21 protein-coding genes are annotated in these 23,073 nt (G+C 54.4%); 9 read left to right on the forward strand and 12 right to left on the reverse strand.

Features of this window, described 5'->3' with window-relative positions; genetic code table 11:
- Window positions 1–31 precede the first annotated feature (31 nt).
- The 7 genes from ABD796_RS19645 to ABD796_RS19675 form a co-directional block, all read right to left on the reverse strand.
- A complete protein-coding gene (locus ABD796_RS19645) occupies window positions 32–1,612 on the reverse strand; it encodes a response regulator (RefSeq protein WP_344910800.1) in 1,581 nt (526 codons plus the stop codon).
- A 13-nt stretch (window positions 1,613–1,625) separates the two neighbouring features.
- Entirely contained in the window at window positions 1,626–3,416 is a 1,791-nt protein-coding gene (locus ABD796_RS19650; protein ID WP_344910802.1) for a sensor histidine kinase, read from the reverse strand.
- Between the two features lie 37 nt (window positions 3,417–3,453).
- On the reverse strand, window positions 3,454–4,269 hold the full coding sequence (locus ABD796_RS19655; RefSeq protein ID WP_344910804.1) for a carbohydrate ABC transporter permease: 816 nt from the start codon (window positions 4,267–4,269) through the stop codon (window positions 3,454–3,456).
- On the reverse strand, window positions 4,269–5,147 hold the full coding sequence (locus ABD796_RS19660; RefSeq protein WP_344910806.1) for a carbohydrate ABC transporter permease: 879 nt from the start codon (window positions 5,145–5,147) through the stop codon (window positions 4,269–4,271). The genes ABD796_RS19655 and ABD796_RS19660 overlap by 1 nt, the downstream gene beginning before the upstream one ends.
- Before the next feature lie 106 nt (window positions 5,148–5,253).
- A complete protein-coding gene (locus tag ABD796_RS19665; protein ID WP_344910808.1) occupies window positions 5,254–6,594 on the reverse strand; it encodes an ABC transporter substrate-binding protein in 1,341 nt (446 codons plus the stop codon).
- Between the two features lie 162 nt (window positions 6,595–6,756).
- Window positions 6,757–7,692, reverse strand: a complete 936-nt coding sequence (locus ABD796_RS19670) for a dihydrodipicolinate synthase family protein (RefSeq protein WP_344910811.1) — start codon at window positions 7,690–7,692, stop codon at window positions 6,757–6,759.
- Window positions 7,693–7,868: 176 nt separating this feature from the next.
- Entirely contained in the window at window positions 7,869–8,621 is a 753-nt protein-coding gene (locus ABD796_RS19675; RefSeq protein WP_344910814.1) for an IclR family transcriptional regulator, read from the reverse strand.
- Window positions 8,622–8,885: 264 nt separating this feature from the next.
- Here ABD796_RS19675 and ABD796_RS19680 point away from each other — a divergent pair, with 264 nt between their 5' ends.
- On the forward strand, window positions 8,886–10,349 hold the full coding sequence (locus ABD796_RS19680; protein ID WP_344910817.1) for a hypothetical protein: 1,464 nt from the start codon (window positions 8,886–8,888) through the stop codon (window positions 10,347–10,349).
- Between the two features lie 222 nt (window positions 10,350–10,571).
- Here the strand turns inward: ABD796_RS19680 and ABD796_RS19685 are convergent, their stop codons facing one another.
- The 4 genes from ABD796_RS19685 to ABD796_RS19700 form a co-directional block, all read right to left on the reverse strand.
- Window positions 10,572–11,018 (reverse strand): SMI1/KNR4 family protein, encoded by a 447-nt coding sequence (locus ABD796_RS19685; RefSeq protein WP_344910820.1) that lies wholly within the window; start codon window positions 11,016–11,018, stop codon window positions 10,572–10,574.
- A 70-nt stretch (window positions 11,019–11,088) separates the two neighbouring features.
- Window positions 11,089–11,877: an ankyrin repeat domain-containing protein gene (locus tag ABD796_RS19690; protein ID WP_344910823.1), complete on the reverse strand. Its 789-nt coding sequence runs from the start codon at window positions 11,875–11,877 to the stop codon at window positions 11,089–11,091.
- A 325-nt stretch (window positions 11,878–12,202) separates the two neighbouring features.
- Entirely contained in the window at window positions 12,203–13,336 is a 1,134-nt protein-coding gene (locus ABD796_RS19695) for a hypothetical protein (RefSeq protein ID WP_344910825.1), read from the reverse strand.
- 82 nt (window positions 13,337–13,418) lie between these two features.
- The gene (locus ABD796_RS19700; protein WP_344910828.1) at window positions 13,419–14,432 is read right to left on the reverse strand and encodes a phosphotransferase enzyme family protein; all 1,014 of its coding nucleotides are present in this window, start codon (window positions 14,430–14,432) and stop codon (window positions 13,419–13,421) included.
- A gap of 250 nt (window positions 14,433–14,682) precedes the next feature.
- On the opposite strand from ABD796_RS19700, the gene ABD796_RS19705 reads away from it, so the two are divergent.
- From ABD796_RS19705 to ABD796_RS19730, 6 genes are all read left to right on the forward strand, one after another.
- Entirely contained in the window at window positions 14,683–15,501 is an 819-nt protein-coding gene (locus ABD796_RS19705) for an NmrA family NAD(P)-binding protein (RefSeq protein ID WP_344910831.1), read from the forward strand.
- 118 nt (window positions 15,502–15,619) lie between these two features.
- A complete protein-coding gene (locus tag ABD796_RS19710) occupies window positions 15,620–16,000 on the forward strand; it encodes a MerR family transcriptional regulator (protein ID WP_344910834.1) in 381 nt (126 codons plus the stop codon).
- 352 nt (window positions 16,001–16,352) lie between these two features.
- Window positions 16,353–17,396 carry an HD domain-containing phosphohydrolase gene (locus tag ABD796_RS19715; RefSeq protein ID WP_344910837.1) on the forward strand — a complete coding sequence of 348 codons (1,044 nt, stop codon included), beginning with the start codon at window positions 16,353–16,355 and terminating at the stop codon, window positions 17,394–17,396.
- The gene (locus tag ABD796_RS19720; RefSeq protein WP_344910839.1) at window positions 17,393–17,935 is read left to right on the forward strand and encodes a heme NO-binding domain-containing protein; all 543 of its coding nucleotides are present in this window, start codon (window positions 17,393–17,395) and stop codon (window positions 17,933–17,935) included. Before ABD796_RS19715 ends, ABD796_RS19720 begins: the two co-directional genes overlap by 4 nt.
- Window positions 17,936–17,941: 6 nt before the next feature.
- Window positions 17,942–19,639 carry an ATP-binding response regulator gene (locus ABD796_RS19725; protein WP_344910843.1) on the forward strand — a complete coding sequence of 566 codons (1,698 nt, stop codon included), beginning with the start codon at window positions 17,942–17,944 and terminating at the stop codon, window positions 19,637–19,639.
- Between the two features lie 17 nt (window positions 19,640–19,656).
- Window positions 19,657–20,031 carry a response regulator gene (locus tag ABD796_RS19730; RefSeq protein ID WP_344910845.1) on the forward strand — a complete coding sequence of 125 codons (375 nt, stop codon included), beginning with the start codon at window positions 19,657–19,659 and terminating at the stop codon, window positions 20,029–20,031.
- Window positions 20,032–20,074: 43 nt separating this feature from the next.
- On the opposite strand, the gene ABD796_RS19735 is transcribed toward ABD796_RS19730, so the two are convergent.
- On the reverse strand, window positions 20,075–20,992 hold the full coding sequence (locus tag ABD796_RS19735) for an AEC family transporter (protein ID WP_344910847.1): 918 nt from the start codon (window positions 20,990–20,992) through the stop codon (window positions 20,075–20,077).
- A 393-nt stretch (window positions 20,993–21,385) separates the two neighbouring features.
- Here ABD796_RS19735 and ABD796_RS19740 point away from each other — a divergent pair, with 393 nt between their 5' ends.
- Both ABD796_RS19740 and ABD796_RS19745 read left to right on the forward strand, forming a co-directional pair.
- Entirely contained in the window at window positions 21,386–21,820 is a 435-nt protein-coding gene (locus ABD796_RS19740) for a YciI family protein (RefSeq protein WP_344910849.1), read from the forward strand.
- Window positions 21,817–23,073 carry an RNA polymerase sigma factor gene (locus ABD796_RS19745; protein ID WP_344910851.1) on the forward strand — a complete coding sequence of 419 codons (1,257 nt, stop codon included), beginning with the start codon at window positions 21,817–21,819 and terminating at the stop codon, window positions 23,071–23,073. The genes ABD796_RS19740 and ABD796_RS19745 overlap by 4 nt, the downstream gene beginning before the upstream one ends.

Here is a 23,073-nt window from a genome sequence, read left to right on the forward strand (position 1 = left end):
GATCGTTTTCGGTGAATCGAACAGGCACAGCTCAGGAATAGCGGTCCCGGTACTCCTGGGGCGTCATGCCGAATTGCTTTTTGAAGGCGTGATTGAACGAATGGGGCCTCTGATAGCCGAGCATGGCCGATATTTCGTATATTTTGTCATGGCCGTGCTTGAGCAAATATTCCGCCCGGTCCATTCGCACGCGCTGCATGTAGTCGCTCAAATTGTCCCCGGTCTCCAGCTTGTATATTTTCGATACGTACACCGGATGCAGGTGGACATGGTCCGCGATCGACTGCAGCGACACATCCTCGGAAATGCGCTCCTCGACGAAGGCGCGGATCTGGTTGATCAGCAGCGCGCGCGAGTTTTTCGTCTCGCGGTTCATATCGTCGCGAATCCGGTCCAGCATCCGGTACGCCCATTCCTTCAGCTGAAGGACGGAGCGGAACGGGATGCCACGGATCATCTTGTCGTACTCTTCGCCGATCAGCACGGGCAGGCTGCGGCTGCTTTTATGGACGATATAGGCGAACGCCGACGCCATGCTGAAGTACACTTCGAGCAGCAGCTCCTGGGACTCCGCGCCACGCTTCTCCAGCTCTTGAAACAGCGCTTCGAGCTTCTCGCGGATCGCGTCCCAGCGCGCCGCTTCCAGCAGATGGATCAGCGTCGGCGGCTCGTACAGTCCCGGCAGCGGTGTCACATCGGCCCGCCCCGGCTCGTCGCTCAGCCGCAGGAACAGCTCCTGCTCGCTGCCGATCGTGCGGCGGAACGCAGCCAGCGACTGGTTGTACAGCTCCGACAGCTCGGACGGGAACGTGCCCCAGCCGCTGACCAGCACCGAGATTTTCCCTTTCAGGTAGCTGCTGACGGCCGTTTGCAGCTGCGAAGCCGTGCGCTCCAGCCAGCTCGACGCCTCCGGCGTATTATCGGACGGGCTTCTGGCCGTCATCGCGAACACCAGATAATCGTGCGGATCTTTCGTGTACCAGCTGTCCATCCTGGCGCCGAACAGTTCCTCCACCATATTGCCGATTGCGTATTCCATCAGCGACAAGCTGTGGGCGTCATACCGCAAGAAGTATTCCTCGAGCCGGATCATCATCACCGCGAAAGGCTTGCCGCCTGAATCGCCGAGTCCGAGCATCTGCATCTTGTCCTTGAGCATCGAGGCGGACAGCTTGCGTCCCTGCAGCAAATCGCCGAGCAGGATGCTCCGCAGCGCTGGCATATGCTCCTTCAGCGTGTAATCGAGCCGCTGCCGCGAGACGACTTCCTCCCACTCCCGGGCCAGCTTGTCCATGACGCGCTTCACGGTCGCGACAAGGTCGTTCTCCGTCACCGGCTTGAGTAGATAATCTTCCGTCCGGTACAGAATCGCTTCCTTGGCGTAATGAAAATCCGAATGGCCGGAGAGCAGGATGCATCTCGTCTTCGGCCAGCGCCGCTGAATTTCGGCGATCAGCTGCAGTCCGGTCATGCCGGGCATGCGGATATCGGTGATGACGATGTCGATCGAGAACCGTTCGAGCAGCGCCAGCGCCTTCTCGCCCGAATGCACCCCGTGCACCTGCCCGATGCCGACGGACGGCCAGTCGATCGTCGTCGAGAAGCGCTCCACGACATGGACCTCGTCATCCACGATCAATAGTTGAACGATGGTGTCCCGCTCCTTTCCCGCCGGACCCCGGCGCCACCAATCTTCCGGCTCGGTTCCATGTCAGCACCGCCTTGAGGCCGCCTTCCGGGATAGCCTCGAAGGTCAGCCCGGAGCCTTCGCCGAATTGATAATAAAGCCGCTGATGCACGTTCCAGGTACCGCGTCCGATACGGTCGGTCATCGGCGTCTCCAGGCTGGCGAGCAGCCGTTCCAGCTCCCCGCCGGTCAAGCCCGCCCCGCTGTCGGCCACCACGATCCGGTTGTAGCCGTCGTCCCGTTGTCCGGTTATCGCGATGCGTCCGCCCTCGGGCCTGCCCTCGATGCCGTGCACGATGGCGTTCTCCACGAGCGGCTGGATGAGCAGCCGTGGCATCGTCTCGTCCAGCATCTCCTCCGGAACGGCGATATCGTACTGCAATCGGTGCATGCGCATGCTCTGGATTTCCAAATAGTGCCGGATCAGGTCGAGCTCGTCCTTCAGCGTCACCGTCTGGTCGTCGACCCGGGTCGTGTAGCGGAAATATTCCGCCAAATGCTGCGACATGGCCACGACGGAATCGCGGTCGTCCATTGCCGCGGAATTGATAATGAAAAACAACGAATTGTACAAAAAATGCGGATTGATTTGCGATTGCAGCTGTTTGAGCGTCGCTTCGCGCGAACGGATTTTCTCGGCATAGACGTCTTCGACCAATACCTGGATCTGCTCGGCCATTTCATTGAAGCGCACGATCAAATAATCGAATTCGTTTTTGGAGCGGTATTCGATCCGCGTCGACAGATCGCCCCGCTTCAGCCTCTGCATGCTGCGGATCAGATTGAGAATCGGCCGCTGCACGTTCCGGTACAGCAGGAAGGAGGCAAGCATGCTCAGCATAAGCAGCAGCCCGACCGACACGTAGAACAGGTTGCGCGTTTTGGCGATCGGAGCGAGCACCCGCTCGACGGGCTCATAGTCGACCATATACCAGCCCGGCAGCTGGCTGGATCGGACGTAACTGACCAGCAGCTGGCGGTCTTCAATCCGGAACTGCAGCTGTCCGGACTCGTTCAGCGCCCCGTCGTTCAGCAGTGCGATAACCGGCTGGACCGTCTCTTTGTCCGGGGTGCTCGAACCGATCGGCTCCTCGCCGGGCTTGTACAGAAACGGATCGCTCTGCTTGTCCTTCTTGTACATATCGAGCAGCTCGCTAATGTTTCGCACTGGGAAGCTGACGTGATACAGCGTCGCCGCCGCCTCGACCTGCTTGGCATTGGCCGGCTCGACGATTTCGCGGATGAACGCGGCTGTCGGAAACCCGCGCGTCTTGTCCTGCGCATACGTCCATACGCTGTGCACATCTCCGCCCCACGTCCAATTCGAGGTGCCGTTGACATAAATATTGGACGACAAGACCGTCTTTTCCTGCGGCTGCACAATCGACAGATCGTTGGAGAAGGGGCTCGATACGCTTTGCAGCCCTAACTTCTCGGTGATCCTCGCTTGCTTGGCGAGCATTTCCGGAAGCGCCCCGCCCGGCTTGTCGAGGTAATCGCGGATATGGGGGTCTTGCCCGAGAATGACCGGGAACATCGCCAGGTTGTCGATCGTCGAATCGAGCTGGTTCAGAAAAAATCGGAGCTGATTCAGCCCCGACGATTGGATTTGCTCCCGCACCACCTGGTTGGCGGTCCGGTTGGAGAAGCTGTAGAGCACCAGGATCGGAATCAGGAGCAAGACGACCAGGATCAATATTCTCCCGAATATGTTGACCTTCCCCGGCATGTCCTCTCCCCCTCCGACCGATTCTCTCTCGCTGCCGTTATCCTTTTACCGCGCCTGCCGCCAATCCGCTAACGATATAGCGCTGCGCCAGCAGGGCGATGATCAGCACCGGCAGCGTAATGATGCAGGCGGCCGCCATGAGCGCGCCCCAGTTGATTTCCGAATACGACATGAAGTTGAACACCGCGATCGGCAGCGTCTTCGTCTTGTCCCCGGCAAGTATAATCGAGAACATGAAATTGTTCCAGGAAAAAATGAACGACAGCAGCGAAGACGTGATGACCCCCGGTCCGGAGATCGGCATGATGATGCGCAAAAACACTTGATGGTGATTGCAGCCGTCGATCAAGCCGGCTTCCTCGATCTCGGTCGGCAATCCTTCGAAAAACGAAATCATAATCCAGATAATAAACGGCAAACCGACGAGCATATGGCTCAGAATCAACGCCGTATACGTGTCGACCAGATTGATCTTGGAGAACAGAATGAACCACGGGATCAGAAACGTAATGCCCGGTATGATCCGTGCCACGAGAATGACCAGCCCGAGCTTCTGCAGATGGTGACGGGCGATGGCGTAGGCGGCGGGCAGCCCGAGAATAAGCGAGAGCAGCGTCGAGCCTACCGCCACGATCAGGCTGTTCCATATAAATTTCAGAAAGTCGTATTCGCGGAACACGCTCGTATAGTTTTTGGCCGTCGGTTTGAACCAGAAAAAGTTTTCCGACGACATGATCTGCGCCTGCGTCTTGAAGGACGCGATCAGCATCCAGATGAACGGAAAGGCGAAGACGATTACGACGAGCAAAGTCAGCAGCGAGTAAAGCGCATTGATGCCGCGTTTGTTTTTCATCAAGCCGCCTCCAATCGTTTGCGCATCCAGATCATGAACAGCGTCAAGCCCATGACGAGCAGGAAGAACAGGACAAGCAGCGACGAAGCCATCCCCAGCTTAAAGTATTGGAAGCCGAGCACGTAGCCGTACAGGTTCAGCGTCTCCGATGCGAAGTTCGGACCGCCCTGCGTCGTCGCGTAAATGATATCGAACGTCTTCAGGACGTCGATCAACCGAAGCATCGCCGCCACGAGAATCGTCGGACGGAGCAGCGGAAGCGTAATCGAAGTAAACTTCTGCCAGCCGTTCGCCCCGTCGACGTCGGCGGCCTCGTACGGGTCGCTCGGCAGCGTGGCAATGCCCGCCATAACGATCAGCGAGATCATCGGCGTCCATTCCCACACGTCCACAATAATGAGCGACGGAATGACCTGACTAGTCGACGCGAGCCACAGCAACGGCTGGAAGCCGAGCGACTTCAGCATCATGTTGGCTACCCCGATCGTCGGCTCGTAGATCAGCATCCAGACAAGACCCATGGCTACCGGCGTGGCCACCATCGGCAGCAGGAAGATCGTTTTCACCACATTTTTGCCGCGGAACTGCCGGGCCAGCAGGACGGCGATCGCTACGCCGAGCACGACTTCGGCGACAAGCGCCACGATGGTGAAGTAAAACGTCGCGCCGACGGAATGCCAGAACCGCCCGTCCTTCATCAGCTCGATGTAGTTGCTCAGCCCGACCCATTGAGGCGGCGTAGTAGCCGACATGCTCCACTCGAAGAAACTGATGCGCACCGTATAAATAATCGGGAACAGCATCATGACGAGAACGAACAGCACGGCGGGAAGCGTGTAAATCCATTTCAAATTGCGATCAAACCAGCTGTATTGCACGGAAGTATCACCCCTCTTGTTGGACAGCGGAATAGGAAAGCCAGAAAAAGGGCCACCGCGTGACCCTTTTCTTCACATCAAATCGGAACGTTGCGTTAAGCGGGCTTTATTTCGTTTTGTCTTTGTCCACGATCGCTTGCAGCGCGGCGTTCGCTTTGTTGGCCACGTCCTGAATGTTCGTGGAGCCGGCCATCACCTGCTGGACGATCTCGCCGACCGCGTCGCGGGCCTCGCCTACGCTGATGACGACAGGACGGTCGTGGTCGACGCCGGTCGATGCGCTTTGCTTGATAATCGGCACCAGCTCCGCCGGGAAGCCGGTCGTTCCTTCGGCCTTGTCCCACACCGAGGTGCGCGCGCCCGGATTGCCGATCTGCTGTGTCTTCAGCACGATTTCCTTGCTCGACGCCCACTTGATAAACTCCCATGCGGCGTCTTTGTTGGCCGCCTTGGAATTGATGGAAAGCCCCCACGAGGTGATGCTGTACGGCTTGGAGCCCGCTTTGCCCCCCGGGAATACGGCGAATCCGACCTGATCGGCAAACTTCGATTTTTCCGGATCGGTGACGTTTTTATACAGCGAGTTGGCGTCGGTCAGGAAGGCGACCTTGCCTTGGGCAAAAATCCCGAACGCTTGCGGCCAGGACATGTTCAGCACCCCGGGAGGACCGAAGTCGCGCAGCAGCGTGCCGTATGTCGTAAACGCCTTAACCGCCTCCGGCGTGTTGATCGTCGCCTTGTCGCCGTTCATAAAGTCCGCGCCTTCGGAATACAGGAACGAGGATACTTGCGTAACGAGCGGCGAGCGCTGCCCCCGGGCGACGAAGCCGTACATTTCCTTGGACGGGTCGTGCAGCTTCTTGACCGCGGCGACAAGCTCGTCCATCGTCTTCGGCACTTCAATGCCGGCGTTTTTCAGCAAGTCTTTGCGGTAGTACAATATTTCCTGCTCCGTAATGATCGGAATGCCGGCCAGCTTGCCGTCAACCGTAACGGAACCGATCGCCGATTTGGAGAAATCCCCGAAGTCGTAAGCGGCGTCCTTCTGCGAATACTCGTCGAGCGGCTGCACCCAGCCGTTTTTGTAGAATAGCTTGCCTTCTTGGAGCGGACGGTACATGAACACGTCCGGAGTCGCCGAGCCTGCCGTAAACTGCACGGTCAGCTTCTGAGTGAGCTGGTCTTCGAAAAAGCTTTGCACGTTCACCTTCATCCCGGTCTTCGATTCGAACTCCGGCAGCAGCGGCTTGATCGCGTCGCCCCACGGATGGTTCGCCGTCACGAGCGTAATGCTTTTGCCCTCGAACGGCTTCGCGCCCGCGCCTCCTCCTTGGGTAGCCCCTTCTCCCGCGTTGTTCTTGGTCCCGCCGGCGCAGCCTGCAACCATGGCCGTCGTCAACAAAACGGCAATGCCGGTTCCGGTTAATCGTTTCGCTGTATGTTTCATGTTGACCCCCCGTTTTTGGAATAGTTGTCTCTTATCCAGATTACCCGAACTTATTTTCTCAATATATAACTAATACTAAACATCGATAACAAAGCTTTAATGATTTTCCGGACAAAAAAAGAACCGGAAGCGATGCTTCCAGTCCGTTTGAGGCATATGATTTTATTGAGCTCCCGCCAAGGGCAGTATCGAACGCAGCGTCGCCGCAAGCCGTTCCAGATTGTTTACCTCGATACGGTGATTCGGCTGCAGACCGGCTTCGTCCCTCGTCCGGCATGCGGTCGTCAGCGGCAGACCGATGCTCTGCAGATGGTATTTGGCGTTGACGGGGTAGTATTGCAGCTCGATCAGCGAGCCGACCGACAGGAAGCTTTGCAGCAGCTCCGCCGCCGTTTGGTCTTCTTCGCCGCGCAGACCGACCAGACGCACGTACAGGTCCGGGTGGAAATTGGCCATCACCCCGCTGAAGCCGGCAGCGCCCAGCCTGAGCGAATCGAGCAGCGTGGTCGTATTGGCGTTGAACAGCTTGAGCGGACTTCCGGCAACGGCTGCGAGCTTTGCCTCGATCTGTCCGATATCGCAGCTCGTGTCCTTCAGGAACAAGAAACGGCCGGTTTCCGCGCACCAACGGAGCAGTTCCGGAGACAGCAGCCTTTTGTAAGGATAAGGGCATTCGTAAATACCGAACGATAGCTCCGGCAAAGCGTCCAGCAGCAAGCGGGCGTTAGCCTTCCACTTCTCTTCGTCCTCGTGCTCGGCCGCGAGCCGGTTGCTGACCAGCACGACCGCATCCACGCCCGTAGCGCCGATGGCCCCCAGCTCGGCAATCTGCTCCTCGATCGAGTCCGCGATATGACCGGAGGCAATGACTTGAACCCGGCCCGCCGCCTTCTCCTTGACGAACCGCGCCAGCCCGACCCGCTCCGGCAAAGACAGACGGAACATCTCGCTGGACTGGCACACCGCGAACAAGCCATGAACTTCTTGCGCGATATACCATTCTACCATCGCCTCCAGCGCAGCGTAGTCCACCTCGCCCGCAGCCGTGAAGGGCGTAACCATCGTAGGCCATATCCCGTCGGCTATCGATTGTTTCATTTTCGGTTCCTCATTTCTTTTTTGTTCTAAAATAAAGAACAACGTTCCGATAATATTATAAAAATAAAAAGCGGTTTGTTCCGCCATCGAGAACGAGGTTCGTTTTTTTAATTCTTCTTTATTTTAGTACAGCCCCGTGTCCTTTACAATCGTTTTTTGCGCACGGGGAACGCAGCTTACAGCTTCTCCTCGATCTGGCGGACCAGCTCGCCTAGCTTGGACGCATAGGCGCCGATCGTATTGTCCTCGAAACGAAGCGACGGTCCGGATACGCTAATGCCGGCGACGACCTGTCTTTTTTTGTTCAAGATTGGCATGCCTACGCATTTGATGCCGTATTCGTGCTCCATGTTGTCGATGGAATAGCCCCGCGCCCTGATCGCCTTCAGCTCCGCAAGCAGCGCCTCCCGTTCCGCGATCGTTTGGTCGGTGTACTTACGGAGTCCTTTGGCGCAAATCGATTCCACCGTTTCGGCAGGGAGAAAGGCCAGCATCGCTTTGCCGATGCCCGTACAGTACAACGGAGCCTTGACGCCGAGCATGGAGCGGGTAGACAGCTTGTTTTTAGGGGAGCACGATTCGAGGTAGATGACTTCGGTGTCGTTCGGCATGCCCAAATAGACGGTTTCATTGGCGAAATCGGCCATTTCCTGCATATACGGCAGCGTCATTTTGCGGATGTTCATATTGGCGGAGATGACGTTGCCAAGCTCCAAAACTTTAAAGCCGAGCCGATATTTTTCATTTTCCGCGTTTTGCTCCAAATAACCGGCTTTGACGAACGTATCGACGATATTATGAACATTGCTCTTGTACAGCCCGAGCTGCTCGCTCAGCTCGGTAATGCCGCGCTCCGGATTGTCGACCGTGAAGCAGTCCAAAATACGCAACGCTTTATATAAAGACTTCACTTTAATCTCTTCCGCCATCGGACCAGCCTCTTATCTGTTCAATTTAGTAGTCTTTCCATTGATTTCATCTTAATGGAACCGGGCCGGTTTGACAACTTCTCATTTGCTCGCAAAACCTCGTTGGAGGTGGTGCCGGGTCAAAAAAAAGAAAATTTGAAATCGCTTTAAAAAAGGGTTGATAACCGGTGCGCGATGTTTTATTCTTGAATCATTCCGAATAAAAAATGAACGATGTTCTTTAATGAAGAACATTAAAACGTTCAAAGAGGAGACAAAGCCGTTATGAGTCAAACGACCGCTACAGGCTGGAATATCGCCAACCCCGAACAACTGTACAAGGCAGCCGTATCCGACAGTGCTTCTTACGGGACCACCCTGCACCTCATGCGCCTCGCTCCGGGAGAAGGCTCCCTTACGGCGGATTGGATCGATTTCGCCGAGGACGCCGTCCCCCATCGGGAATATTCGCTTGAATACCGGACGAGAGGCGGAACGGATGCGACGGTCATCCCGCTTGGCCGCGGCCGGGGAAGCGGCGCCGCGACGATAACCGGGCTGACCGACGGTACGGACTACGAGCTGTGCATCCTGGCGGAGCAAGCGGGTTCTCCCGAACCGGAGCGCAGTCCATGGAGACTGTTCCGTCCCGGTCACGTGCCTGGAACAGTTATCAATTACATTCACCCCGAGGATTACACGTACGGTTTTTCCGGCCGCTCGGTCGCCAGCCCTTCGATCGTCCGCCTGCCGGACGGCTCGCTGCTTGCTTCGCACGATATTTTTTGGGGCAATGAAGGGCAAAACACGTCGATGCTGTTCCGTTCCCGCGACGACGGCGCAACATGGTCGTTCGTGCAATTTTTGTACCCATGCTTCTGGGGCAAACTGTTCTTGCACCGCGGCCGGCTATATATGCTGGCGACAAGCACGGAATACGGGGCGCTCTTGATCGGCCGTTCCGATGACGGCGGAGAAACGTGGAGCGCTCCTACTGAGATTATTGCCGCAGGCAGCCAGAAGGCCGGAGGCCCGCATAAGGCGCCGATGCCGGTCATCGAGCACAACGGCCGGTTATGGACCGGCATCGACTACGGCTCGTGGACGCTCGGTTCCCACGCGTCCGGGCTCGTCTCCGTCCCGGCTGACGCGGATCTGCTCGACTCGTCCCAGTGGACGGTTATGCCGTTCCTTCCTTACGATCTGGAATGGCCGGGAACGGTCGGCGGAACGAACCGCGCCGGCTTGCTGGAAGGCAATGCGGTCGTGACGCCGGACGGCAAGCTGGTGAACCTGCTCCGCTACCAGACGAACGGCGGCAACCCGGACCACGGCCGGGCGATTATGCTGCAAGCGGATCCGGATCGGCCGGAGCAACCGCTTACCTTTTACAAGGTCATTCCCTTTTACGGCAATTTGTCCAAATTCACGGTTTATTACGATCTGGACTCGGCTTGCTACTGGTCGCTCGTCAGCCGGGTGAAGCCGGACAAAACCGGGCAGCGCAACATTCTCGCTCTCGTCCGCTCGGCCGATCTGGAGCATTGGGAGATCGTGCAGGACGTCCTCAACTACGAGGACAACGGCTGGCCCGAGGACTTCAAGAAAGTCGGCTTTCAGTATATCGACTGGATCAGCGACGGGGACGATATCCTCTTCGCCTCCCGGACGGCGATCAACGGAGCGTACAATTTCCACAACGCCAACTATTTGACCTATCACAAGATAGCGAATTTCCGCAGCCTTTAGTACAAAGTCAGAGCTATTCCTGTGTATTCCGGAAGGATCGATCCCTTGAGGTGCAAGGGACTCGGTCCATTCCAAGGATACCGTTCAAGGTCTGACTTTGTACTTGCTCTCCGAGCCCGAGCTGCGCTGGGCAGCGGGCGGCCATGCCGCCTGCTCTCTGCGCAGCCGGCGCCGCTGAGGCAAGCCCGTCCCCTTGAAGAACGGCTTGCTTCCATTCCCTTTCTACCATTCGGAAAAACAATCCTCAATCAACGCCTCGAAGGAGTCCGCCAACGTCTCAAGCTCTCCCGTATCGTGGTAATACATCAGCACCTGACCTTCGGGATTAATCATAATAGGATCGCCGGCGCCATCTATCGATATTACGTAGCTGCTGCGCAGAATCTCTTCAGCCGGCTCCCCCTCCTCTACTTGCTCTCGAAACCCCAGCGTCAAACTGACCACCGTTTCTTTTCCGAGACTGGAACCGTTAGAGAACCCCTTGACCTCCACCCCTGCATAAGCTCCCCCAAATGTCTGTATAAAATGAACGTAGTCTGCATGAAAACGTACATTCAACCGTTCCTGCGCCTGAATGATTTCTTCTTGGCTTGCCGGACTGCCAACTAAAGTAGAGTTATCCTCGCGAAATAGGAACGCCTTTAATCGTTCCATTAGCTCCTCGTTCATAGGGGCTGCCTCCTAGCCGATGGTTTGTGTGGTGGTACAAAAGCCTTGATAAAAGCCTTGTTCGCACGTATCATCCCCGTCCGCTTCCGGATTTAGCTCCTCGACTGGCAAGCCACTGAACGAGTTCGGCAGCGGAACTGCGTTTTGCTGCGTCCAGTGGAGTGAGTCCATCCCAAACGGAAATCCAGTTCAGTTCGGCCCCTTGTTCGAAAAGGTATTCTGCAGGTTGGAGCTGCCCTCCGTGGCATGCGCACCAGAAGGCGACGGTAACCTCGCCCGGAGGAGATGAGCTATTCGCTCCCCAAGGATATCGCTCAGAAAGCTTTTTCCCGGTGAAATACGCCTTTATTTCGTCCATCTGCCCAAGCGCAGCCGCATGCCAGAGTGCCATCATCGCCCCGCGTTCAACCAATCTATGGGCGGCGCGCCATTGGGCGAACGCTACGGCATCGTCCAGCGGCGTGCCGCCGGCGATCACCGCACCTGGCGCTTCAATGTCGGCGCCAGCATCAAGAAGCGCGTCAAGCACCTGAATATCATCGGAGCTCGCAGCCCAATGAAGCGGTGTCTCGGCGTGCGGACCCGTGTAACGGGCGTTCACGTCCGCGCCGCACTCGACTAATACGCCCACGGCGGCCGATCCGTTTGGGAAGTGACCGGGCCAGTCGGTTACCACATGCAGAAGCGTTCTAGATATCCTACTCCTTTCACCTTCGTTGGTATTGTCCCTTCCAATCATCCTTGCCGTTGCCAGCCCCGGATTCTCGACGAGCAATCGCTTCAACGATGGAATATCGCCAGAGTGAATCGCTTTAACAACAGCTATTGCCAACGTATCATCTTCGTAAATTAATTCCACCTCCAAACCTCCTCCAAAAAGCTATACTCTATCGCCTATATCGCTCACTTTTTCGGAATATGTATTGACTCTCCTCCTGCAGGAGGCCCTAAGATGACATTCGAATAGATGACGAAAGGGGCAAACGTAAATGTCAGAATCCATTCGACTGCTGCGGAATGGCTTTGTTCGAGCAGAAGTCGCCGGATTCTGTTTTTTTGCAGCATTCCTAATCATGATTCCGCTATTCCGGAGCAAAGATCAAAGGGATCGGTCGTCGGCATAGTTGGAATCACCGCCTGTGCATTTCCGTTAAAGGAACGATAACAAGGCCGATTTGTATGTACTATGTGATTTCACTACTTAAATCCCAAGACTCTTCTGCCATGTTAAGAAGTTCCCGAACTACTGAAAACAGATGACTCGATCTGTCTTTCTCATTATTTCTATTGTCCTGCTCCAAGTTACTAAGCAGCTTATCAATAACCATGATAAACCTAAGCGATGCAGTAGTAGTAAAACCAAAACGAGCAAGCTTAGCATTTCCATCCCAACCTACCTCTCTAAGTCCTTGGAGATAATTTAGAAATAACTCTTCCTTGTAGTCTGATGCTTTGTCAATTGAAATCTTCTTCTTTAATAATGCATATCCAAATATTCGACCAAGCTCTTCTCCTACACCTGAGATGCTTGCAAACTGCCAATCAATCGCTATTAATGAATCCCTGTCATTCAATTTCTCTAAAAAAATGTTATCCCAATGTACGTCTTGATGGGCAAATACACGAGGCAGTAGTTCTAATGTCTTCAGCAAACTGTTTACACGAACCCTATTGTTTATATAAAGCTCCCACATATAATTCTTATCATCAAACTCTTTCAAATAAGATTCCCAAATAGCTTTTTGCTCCTCAATAGGTTTAGCATAAGCAGTACAGACCTCTACCCACGAACGCATCCAGGAACGGCATAAGAAAGACTCCGTTGGGAGAGGAGTTCCTGTTAGGTAGGCGCCATTATATTTTCCGAGTAAGTAGGATATTTTACACATATGCGTTAAGGACCAGTCATTCTGGATAGGTTCAATGGCTATATCATCAAGCCAGATCCAGACCGATCCATCAGAATGCTCTTCTACTGCATGACATATGGGAGCACGTATATCTTGCGGTAACTGATTCAGTATTCCAGAATCGTAAACCAAAGCTTCTCGTTTCCAGTAATAGTAGTGATTAACTTGATTTCGCATAAAATCAGGCTTCAATACTTTGATAATCAAAGTATAATTTTGACTTTCATCGTCTTTTATTAAAACTGTACAAGATACTCTATAGACTGAGCTTTCTTCCTTGTTTTTTCCAAGTGGACTACAGTTCCATGATATCAACTGAAAAATTTTAGATGGTACAATTCGCTGTAACAGTGACTCTAAGAAAGTAGGATCAATACTAATTTCTTTTCCATTTCTTGTGGTTACCATTACTATTGGACCTCCATTTATTTGAAATTATGGATTTTTTAAATATTCTTGAAACTGACCAAAGTTCCTTCCTGACTATCTTTTAAATCTCTATTGCATGAAATAAAAACGGTGCTCCGCTTAAATAATTTTTTATTATGGCTTGTGCATAGGGCTGTTCTTCTATAAGTCCTTCTGTTTCTCGTGAATCGGGAGCATGGTGACAGTAATTTTCGATCATAACCATCACTGCAAAGGTCTCCAATTCAGGAAGCCAGCCGTCTCCCAGTCTCCTAATGCTCTGGTAGCCCTTAATGACCAGCTCCCTTTGAGCGGGATAAAGCCTCAAGATGGTATGTGCAATATCATAAAGAAAATATCCAAATCCACATCTTCCAAAATCGATCGGGCAAGGCTCGCCATTGTAAAATACAATGTTGCCTTGGTGCAGATCACCGTGAATTAATCCGTAGCTCGCGCTATCCTTACACAGTTTGATAATCCTCTGAAGGATCCTCTCAGCCGCTGATTCGTATAAAGCATATTCTGCGTCTGTCAAAAATTTATCATAGTGTTGCGCCAGACGCTCCAGCGCTTGTCTAAAGCTTTGCTCCCCCCAAACGGGGCGCGTGAAGTTAGAGGGTATTTCGAATTGCTGTGAGGCTTGATGGAGATTTGCCAAGAGGATTCCCTCTTTATAAATTTGGTCTTCAGAAAATCCTTCACTTTCGTGAACGCCCTCCACCCAACGCATCAGTGAGGCGTAAACGTGGGAACCGTTCTCTTGATCAATTCTTACGGTTCTGAATCCGTTTCGATCCAAAACTCCCCGAGGAAGAGGAGTATTCACTCTTTCATTTAAAGCATCCAGCCAAACGATTTCGGAAGTAATCTCATCGTTATTCATTCCTGAATGGATACGGAGTAAAAAAGACCCTTCTATACTTGTTCGTATGATAAATGTACAAGTATCAGATAGTTGATTAAACCGAATTTGTTCCCAATCCAAGTCATAGTTTTGTAATGCTCGCAAGGCCGCGCCCTTTAACTGCACGATTGTTTTCTTTATATCTTCTTCGGAGCCTATTTTAAATACCCCTGTCATGGAATCCCCCATTCATTAGTACACCTTCTCAAAACTGATATTAACTTAAATTTTTTATACAAGGGGAGGAATTATTTTCTTTAATTAATCTCGAATGTAAATCGATTATTCAAAAATGCAGTTAACTCGGGAACTCCTGAGCCTGCTCGAAGCGAAACAATGGGGTTTGAGTCATGGAGAGTTATACTCCTGCGGGTTGACTATATCACTAATGTCATCGTTTACACTAACGCTGAAACCAATTTAATGGAGGAATCAAACGATGACCATTTTGGTAACAGGAGCAACCGGGAACGTAGGCCGCCATGTAGTCCATACACTCTTTCAATCTGGACGATCTGTACGTGCGTTGTCGCGAAATCCGAAAGCAGCAATTCTGCCTGAAGAAGTAGAAGTTGTATACGGCGACCTTACTATGCCAGAAACTCTCGTGCCCGTGTTAAAAGGGATCGAGGGCATTTTCCTATTGACGAGTAGTGCTGGCGGTTCCCCGCTACAGACCGGAAGCGAAATTATTGAACTTGCCGTGAAGGCGGGGGTTCGTCGAATCGTTATGTTGTGGAATGGTGAGAAGGGAACAGTAGAACGGGCAACGGAGGCTAGCGACCTTGAATGGACCCATATTCATCCTTATTGCGAGTTCATGTCCAATACGCTTGCGTGGACCGAATCCATTCGTACGGAAAGAGTCGTTCGGGAGCCATTCGGAGACACGCCCAATGCCGTCATCCACGAGGCTGATGTCGCAGCGGTAGCGGCAACCGTATTGACGCAGGACGGACATGCCGGAAAAACCTATGTGTTAACGGGGCCTGAAGCCCTCACACCACGCGATAAAGCACGAATGATCGGAGAAGCGCTTGGTCGGAATATTCGATTTAGTGAACTTTCGAAAGATCAAGCTCACGAACGAATGAAAACAATGAACCTTCCCGAAGACGTGATTGAGTATGTTCTCCATTGGCATGAGAATCTTCCTGCAGAAGCCTACACGGTGGTTCCAACCGTTAAGGAGGTTACCGGTCAACAAGCACGAACCTTCGCACAATGGGTTACAGCTCATATTCAAGACTTTAGCTAACGGAATCAAATCAAAAGCACTCTTTAACGTTGAGGGTGCTTTTGATTGTAGTGCTCTTAAAGCTTATGTCATACTCTAGTAAAAGCTCGAATGATCAAGCGCAAAGGAGACATTTTCATTGAAGATTAGTCAATTAGCCCAAATAACCGGTGTAAGCATCCGATCCATACGCCATTATGAGAAAAAAGGACTCATAAAGGTTTCTCGTCTTGCCAATAATTATCGCGAGTTTGATGATTCCGTTGTCGACTTGATTCATACGATTCAATTATATATTGGTTTGGGGCTAACAACGGATCAGATAAAAGACATATTGTATTGCAAATATCCCGATAATCCTGGAATGGACAAAAAAAGCGAATATTGCGAGGAATTATTGCAACTCTATCAAACAAAACGGAAGGAAATTATCAAACAAAGGAAGGTACTTGCTGACGCTCAATTCCTTTTGGAAAAGCAAATCGACTTCATGAATGAAAACCGAGATCATGGAAGTTAGTCAAAAACGACGTACAGCCTGTAGGAAAGGTACAACGCCCCCCTCTCGCCTGCCCGCCGCCACATTTCGACAATGCGACGAACTTCCTGTTTTTTTCAAACCCTTCAAGCGAAAGAGCCTGACCACGTCACAAAAAGCTAGGCGGTTGCAGGACGCTGTGCGCTAGCGCCCACGCCGGTTGACTCCTTTATTTGCCATGGGATAACATGGTTGATGATAAAGTAGGATAGGGGTCTTACAGCCTTTCGGCCCAATCCGACACCGTTCCCGACATCATTGGCATGATGACCGATCTCATTTTCCCGGAACGACCGCACGGTAAGCGGGCCGGAGCGTAAGGAGTACAACCTGTATGGACGACACTTGGATTCGAAACGCCCAATTTCTTATTGTAGACGATCAGGAATACAACGTAAGCTTGCTGGAGCGCATTTTGCAGCGGTCCGGCTTCACCCGTTTTCACTCGACGAACGACCCGCTTCGGCTGGAGTCTCTCTACAACGAGCTTCAACCGGACATCGTTCTGCTTGATCTGCATATGCCGGTCATGGACGGCTTCGCGGCGCTCAAGATGCTGCGCGGCAAAATTACTGACCAGCACTACTTGCCTATTCTCGTCCTCACCGCCGACGTATCGAACGAAGCGAAGCAGCGGGCGCTGCTGGATGGCGCCAACGACTTTTTGACCAAGCCCTTCGATCGGACCGAGGTCATTCTGCGCATCACCAATCTATTGAAAACCCGTTATTTGCATTTGCAGCTGCAAAACCATAATGCCGATCTGGAAAACCGGGTCAAAGAACGGACCCGTGAGTTGGAGCACGCCCAGCTTGAAATTCTGGAGCTGCTCGGGCGAACCTCGGAATACCGCGACGACGTGACGGAGCAGCATACGCGCCGCGTCGGGCAAATGGCCGGCCAGATTGCCATGGAGCTGGGCGTGCCGGAGAGCGAAGCCGAACTGATCCGGCTCGCCGCCCCGCTGCACGATATCGGCAAGATCGGCATTCCCGATCACATCTTGCTAAAGCCCGGCCGGTTCACCGAGGAAGAATTCGACCAGATGAAGACGCATACCGGCATAGGCGCCAACATCCTCGAAGGCAGCCTGTTCCCCGTGCTGCAAGTCGCCCGCACGATCGCGCTGACCCACCATGAGCGTTGGGATGGCAGCGGATACCCGTACGGCTTATGCGGCGAGGACATTCCGCTTGCGGGCCGGATTGTGGCCCTCGCCGATTTTTACGACGCGCTGACTCACGAACGGCCCTACAAAAAAGCTTGGACGGAGGCGGAGACGCTGGAAGAAATCCGCAAGCAGCGGGCTTCCCATTTCGATCCGCAGGTGGTCGACGCATTCCTCAAAATTATACATAGGCAGGTGTCTTGTTCATGAAAGGCATGGTTTTTACGACGTTCCTTGAGATGGTGGAAGAGAAGTTTTCCGTGCGCATGGTGGATTACATGATCGAGACAAGCGACCTGCCCTCCGGCGGAAGCTATACGACGGTAGGCACGTACGGTCACGGCGAGCTTATCCAGCTTGTCGTCCGGCTCAGCGAGAAATCCGGCATCCCGGTATCCGACCTCGTCCGTACGTTCGGCGAGTATTTGTTCGGCCAGCTCGTCGAGATGCATCCCGAGTTTTTGAAAACCGCTCCCACCGTATTCGACATGCTGAAGTCGGTCGACAAATATATTCACGTCGAGGTCCGCAAGCTGTATGCGGACGCCGAGCTGCCCGGCTTCGAGTACGAAATGCCCCTCCCCGGCACCTTGATCCTGACTTACCGCTCCTCGCGTCCGTTCGCCGACCTGGCCGAAGGGCTGCTGATCGGCTGCGCCAGACATTACGGCGAAAACATTCGTATGGAGCGTGAAGATTTAACAGACGGGGGCACGGCCGCCAAATTCACGTTGACGAAGGAGGATTAATCGGAATTGACCGACATCGAGGTGTTGAAGCGAAAGCTGGAACGCGAGACGCGCGCGCGCAAGGAAGCGGAGCAGATTGCCGAGCAGAAGACGCGGGAAATATTCCTGGCGAACGAGGAGCTGCGCAAATTCAACGATTCTTTGGAGGAGCTTGTCCGGGAACGCACGTCGGAGCTGGCCAAAGCGCGCGATGAAGCGGTCGAAGCCAGCCTCATCAAAAGCCAGTTTCTGGCCAATATGAGCCACGAGCTGCGCACGCCGCTTAATGCGATCATCGGCTACAGCGAAATGCTCATCGAAGACGCCACCGATGCAGGCGACAGCCGTACCGCCGGCGACCTGGAGAAAATCAACGGGGCCGGCAAGCATCTGCTCGCCTTGATTAACGATATTCTCGACTTGTCCAAAATCGAGGCCGGCAAGATGGAAATGTTTCTTGAGCCGTGCGACTTGTCGAGCGTCATCCAGGACGTGCTGACCACCGTTCATCCGCTGATCGTCAAAAATAAAAACCGGCTGGAGTTTGACGCCATCCCGGATATCGTCGCGCACACCGACGTCACCAAGCTGCGGCAAATTATGCTGAACCTGCTAAGCAACGCCAGCAAATTTACGACCGAAGGGACGATTCATGTCCACGTGGCCCGTCATATGCAGGATGGCCGCCGAGGCTTTCTAATCTCCGTCAGCGATACCGGCATCGGCATGACCTCGGAGCAGATCGACCAGTTGTTCCAAGCTTTTACGCAGGGAGACAATTCGACCACGCGGAAATACGGCGGTACCGGACTCGGCTTGGCGATCAGCCAGCGGTTTTGCCGGATGATGGGCGGCAAAATTACGGTAGAGAGCGTGTACGGCAAAGGCAGCACCTTCTCCGTCTGGTTTCCGAAGCAGACCGATTCGGCGGAGGACGTCAGGATGCCGATTTCGGAAACTACCGTCTCCGTGCCAAGTGACTCGCCGTGCCGCCTGCTGGTCATCGACGACGACCCTGCCGTTCAGGACTTGATGAAACGATATGCCGGGAAAGAACGCTGGCACGTGACTGTCGCTTCCGGCGGACGGGAGGGCTTGCGGCTCGCCAAGGAGCTGCGCCCGCATCTGATTACGCTCGATGTGCTGATGCCGGGCATGGACGGCTGGTCGGTGCTGACCGCGCTCAAGAACGATCCGGAGCTGGCGGACATTCCAGTCATGATGCTGTCGATGACGAACGACAAGAACCTCGGCTACGCGCTGGGCGCTTCCGAATTTTTGACCAAGCCTATTCAGCGCGAAAGGCTCCTGCCGGTATTGAGTAAATACGTGCCCGACCCGCAGTACGGCTCGATTCTCGTGATCGAAGACGATGAAACGACCGGCGAGATGATGAAGAAGCTGCTGGACCGCGAAGGGTTTACGTCCCACAGCGCCGGCAACGGGCGGATCGCCCTGGAGCTGATGGAAACGATCGTCCCCCAGCTTATTTTGCTTGATCTGATGATGCCCGAGATGGACGGCTTCGAGTTCGTGGCAAGGCTGCGCAGCCATGAGCAATGGTCCTCGATACCAGTAATCGTCGTGACTGCCAAACACATTACCGAGGAAGACCGGAGGCGGCTGAACGGCTACGTCACGACCATCATCCAAAAAGGATCTTTCAACAAGCAGGAACTGCTGCAGGAAGTGGGCTCCCTCATTTCCGGCTGCGCCTGCAAATAAACGAACGAGGGAAGCTTATGCCTAAAATATTGCTTGTCGAAGACAATGAAATGAACCGCGATATGCTGAGCCGCCGGCTCGGTCGCAAAGGCTACGAGGTGCTGGAGGCGGTGAACGGGCGGCAGGGCGTAGACATGGCGGCGCACACGCTGCCCGATCTTATTCTGATGGATATGAGCTTGCCGGAGATCGACGGCTGGGAAGCCACGCGGCAGATCAAGGAATCCCCGGTGACGGGCCATATCCCCGTTATCGCGCTGACCGCTCATGCGATGTCCAGCGACCGGGAGAAGGCGCTGAACGCCGGCTGTGACGACTTCGACACCAAGCCGGTCGACTGGAACCGGCTGCTTGGCAAAATGCAAGGCTTGCTGGGCGGGGATGCTCCGTAATAGCGCGGGTCAAACAAACGCGGAGGCTGGACGGTAACCGGCCTCACAGCCCGCCGGACCAATGAATAATCAGCGGCAAATAAAGAAAACTGGCCACCGTGGTGACGGCGACGTTCACGGCGACCATTTCTTTGTCGCCCCCGTATCTCTCCATAAGCACCAAGGAATTGATCGCCGACGGCATGCTGGACTGCACGAACAGGACGGACGCTTCCAGCCCCTCCAAGCCGAGCAGACGGATGGTGACCCAGGATAAAAGGGGGACGATGACGATTCGCATCGCCACGGATATCCACAGCTCTCGCCTCATGGTGATGCGCCAGTTCGTTTTTCTCAGCTGCATGCCGAGCATCAGCAGCACAATCGCCGCGTAGGCGCCGCCGATCAGCTCCAGGCTGCCGTGCAGGCTGGCCGGTAGCGGAATGTGCAGGCTGTACAGCAGCACGCCCAAGACGGCGGCATAGACGAGCGGAGTCGCCGCCAGCTTCTTCAGCGCTTGGCGGGGCGAGAACGAAGAACGCGAGGCGATATACAAGCCGAGCGTATTCACCAGCACGATATGCAGCACGACGTTCGTCACCCCCAGCGTAAACCCCTGCGCTCCAAAAGCCAGCAGCAGCAAAGGCAGTCCGTAATTGTTGGAATTGGCGAATATCGTCGTCAGCTCCATCGCCCGGGAGGAAGCGGTATCGAAGCGCATCGCCTTGGCGACGGCGACCGAGGCCGCCCAGCATAGCGCGGTCTGGATCAGCGTGAACATGGCGATACGGGCGAACGATCCCCCCTCCAGATGGCTCGACGACAAGGCGCTAACGATCAGACACGGTGCGAGCACGTACAGACTTAGATCGGCGAGCACCCGCGCATCCGGCGACTTCCAGGCTTGATACACGTACCCGAGCAGACAGGCGACTACAATCGGCATGCTGACCGTTCCGAACAGGGACAAATAGGCATTCATGTCCATTCTCTCCAATCATCGTGCTGTTTCGTCTTATTGTAGGACGGGGAATGCCATTAATGAAATATATAATACATATAAAGTTTATAGCTTTCTCCTATAGCCCTCCTTCCTATAATCCGGTCCCTCAGAATTTCCTTCCCAGCCTTGCTTTCCGCACTCCCTCCAATTTAATGGACGATTTGATTAAGCAGCTCGCCAAAGCGGATAACCGTTTGCAGCAGATCGGGTCTGCAGCCGCCATAGATGGCTATCACTTTGGACCAGGTCTGGAAGGGAAATCCTTGTCACGCGTTGAAAAAAGATTTAGAAATTTTTTTCGAACCGTCGATTCCGGAGTCTCCCGTTCGTTGCCAATATAGAAGGTAATCATAAACAAGGAGGAAATTCACGATGAGATTCATGATGATTGTCAAAGCAACAAAAGATTCCGAGGCCGGCGTAATGCCAAGTCATGAGCTTTTTGACGCCATGGCAAGGTACAACGAGGAGCTGGCGAGGGCAGGCGTGCTGGTTGCCGCCGAAGGACTCCACCCAAGCTCGAGCGCCATTCGCATCTCTTATCCCGAACCGGGCGGAAAGCCAAAGGTGTTGGACGGACCTTTCACGGAAGCGAAGGAGCTGATCGCCGGCTTCACGTTGATCGAGGTGAAATCGAGGGAAGAGGCGATCCAGTGGGCGATGCGGATGCCCGATCCGCACGGCTTCGGCGAAGGCGAGATCGAGCTGCGCCAAGTATTCGAGGCGCCGGAACTGACTCAGGACCCGGAAGCGTTATCCAAGGAAATGGAAATGCGGGCACAGGTCACGAGGAAACCGAGGTCGTGAAGGAGTCCGCCGTCCACCGTACTATCGAGGGAATCTGGAGAATCGAGTCGGCCCGAATTATTGCCGGTCTGGCTCGTATGGTACGCGATGTGGGGCTTGCCGAGGATATGGCGCAAGATGCGCTTATCATCGCGCTTGAACGGTGGCCGGAGACGGGCATACCCGACAAACCGGGAGCCTGGCTCATGACAACCGCGAAACGTCGGGCAATCGATCACCTGCGCAGGAACAAGTTGCGCGACCGCAAGTACGAGGAGCTAGGCTGGGAGAACGACCAGCAGCAAGAGCAGGATTGGGATGCGGCGCTCGATGATCCCGTTGGCGACGATCTCCTACGTCTCATCTTCACAACGTGCCATCCTGTTCTATCTGCTGATGCTCGGGTGGCGCTCACGCTCCGGCTGCTCGGGGGATTGACGACCGAAGAAATCGCAAGCGCGTTCCTCGTTCCGGAACCGACCGTCGCACAGCGGATCGTTCGAGCGAAGCGCACGCTCGCGGCTGCGCGCATCCCCTTCGAATTGCCGCCGAAGACCGAGCTGCCGGCCCGGTTGTCGTCTGTGCTCGAAGTCATCTACCTCATGTTCAACGAGGGGTACGCCGCGTCTTCTGGCGGAAGCTGGATTCGGCCTATGCTCTGCGGTGAGGCGCTGCGGCTTGGACGGATATTGGCTGAGATCGCGCCCGACGAACCGGAAGTTCATGGACTCGTGGCACTGATGGAAATTCAATCGTCCAGATTCAGGGCGCGGATCAGCCCGAGTGGAGAGCCGATTCTGCTCATGGATCAGAACCGAGCATTATGGGATCACCTGCTCATCCGCCGGGGGCTGGCCGCGATCGAACGGGCCGAGCGTCTCGGCATAGCGTTCGGTCCCTACTTGATTCAAGCGTCGATCGCGGCGTACCATGCCCGTGCCCGCACGGCTTCGGAGACGGACTGGGTCCGGATCTCGGCGCTTTACGACGCTCTCTCCCAAGTCGCACCGTCTCCCGTCGTCGAGCTAAATCGTGCTGTCGCGCTATCGATGGCGTTCGGCCCGGAAGTGGGTCTAGAAGTCGTCGATGCGTTAATGCAAGAACCGTCCTTGAAAAACTACCATCTTTTGCCCAGCGTTCGAGGGGACTTTCTCATGAAGCTGGGCCGCAAGCGAGAAGCGTGTTCGGAATTCAAACGTGCTGCAACCCTGTCGCGCAATGAAAAGGAACGGGAGTTGCTCTTGAGGCGCGCTTCCGATTGCGCCGCAGAATAA

The organism is Paenibacillus hodogayensis (assembly GCF_039536325.1).
Taxonomy (GTDB): domain Bacteria; phylum Bacillota; class Bacilli; order Paenibacillales; family NBRC-103111; genus Paenibacillus_AB; species Paenibacillus_AB hodogayensis.